We start from the raw sequence: 1,677 nt of genomic DNA on the forward strand, positions 1-1,677 counted from the left end.
ATTTATTCAAACGTATCTGCCGTTTGCAGACGACCAAACAAAACTTTTATTTAGCGCAACTTTAGAGACTGTACGCAAGCAAAACGAAGTAATTTCCGAAATGAAACCGAAAGCGGAGGAACATGATCGTTTTATTTCCGCGACAAATGTGCAGACGTTAGAGCAAGTAGCCAAATCGATTGGAATTGGCCGAAACAAATTAACGACATTCTTACGGACAATCGGTGTATTTGTTCGGAAAGAAGGCTCGCCGGTTCCTTATCAGCGCTACATCAACGAAGGCTATTTTAAAGTTAAACAATCACCGTCTAGGTATTACGGAGTTAACTTTGTACAGACATATGTTACTGCGAAGGGCGTTTCTTTCATCGATAGGAAGCTGGAAGAGTACGGAGGAGCACAAGCGGTCAATTCGTTGCGGATAAGGGAAATTAAAGCCGCAATTTTTAACGGGAGGTATGTTATGTGAATCGTTTATTCTACTGCTACTCAACAACGCTCATGCACTTTTTGAAGGCGAATGGGCGCCGCTATAAATTTACGAAACTCCATCCGCGAACTAATAACCGGATGTGGGTATTCGATAGAGATGCTGACTTAAGCGCTCTGCTGGACGAATATGACGACAGAAAAGCGAGTATGAAGGCGCGATAAGTAGCGCGATTAGTTAACGAAAGGAAGTCGATAGTAAATGGGAAAGCAATTCGAGAAGCTTGCTGAAGAAGCGCTACAACGAAAAAAGTATGCGATGGAAAAAGATAACGGTCTCTCCGGCAACGCACCGATACCGCATGATTTATGGCGGCGCCTGGTTCCCATCGCGAGAGAATACGAGAAAGGTAACGGAGCCATGGCGCAATTGTATACGTACCTCCTGGCGCATGTGAACGGACGTCCTGACAACGATCGATATATGAGCGCTTTTCCCTCGACGGATAAGATCGCCGAAGATACGGGAATAGGGCGAAACAGAATAGCGCGATTAGCAAACGTATTGGAGGCGGTTGGCTTGCTGAAGACTGCGTATGATTATACGTTGAGTAGGCGAAACAAGCTCTACTATCCGCAATATTACAGCGATTTGAGCGACGAGGAAATAAGGCGGAGGCTCGATGAGTTGTACGGTCAATCACCGTAGAGTGACTGACGTCAATCACTGTAGAGTGATTGACCTAAATCACCGTAGAGTGACGGTAATAATAACAAACGCAATAATAACGAACTAATAATAACAAACAAATAATAGCGTGCCTATTCGCTCATGCTCATAGACACGCGGATATTATAGAATCTTAGATCCTTAATCATTAATACCTTATCGCGATAAAGAACTTAATAAATATATCTGCGGTCACGAAGGAGCGAAAGCGACGGAGTGGGCGCCATTCTTTTATACGAAAGGATTGCGTTAATACGCACAATAAATACGGATAGTTATCTATGTATTATGAGGAGGATACGCACAAAAACCTTCGATATGCTGCCTTACGTTATGAGAACGATATGCACAACTTTCGCCTTTAGTTGGCTATACGTTATGAAAGGAACAGCGATTATAAAGAAGGGACGCCACTTCGGAAAAACTACCGAGGCAGCAGCCGTAAACACTGGCGCCTTTCTTTATGTCCGTTGTACGCAAATCACACGAAATTAGACGCCTTAGCCTTCGCCGAGGGT

The 1,677-nt window shown here is 44.0% G+C and carries 2 protein-coding genes; both read left to right on the forward strand.

Annotation, left to right across the window (positions count from 1 at the left end; genetic code table 11):
* The coding region (locus V7126_RS23725) for a phage antirepressor KilAC domain-containing protein (RefSeq protein WP_335499822.1) at window positions 1–469 on the forward strand (469 nt) is incomplete at its 5' end.
* Between the two features lie 222 nt (window positions 470–691).
* Complete coding sequence (locus tag V7126_RS23730; RefSeq protein ID WP_048407083.1) at window positions 692–1,138, forward strand: helix-turn-helix domain-containing protein; 447 nt, start codon at window positions 692–694, stop codon at window positions 1,136–1,138.
* Window positions 1,139–1,677: the final 539 nt, after the last annotated feature.

It is taken from the genome of Bacillus sp. JJ675 (assembly GCF_036963165.1).
GTDB classification, from domain to species: domain Bacteria; phylum Bacillota; class Bacilli; order Bacillales; family Bacillaceae; genus Bacillus; species Bacillus glycinifermentans.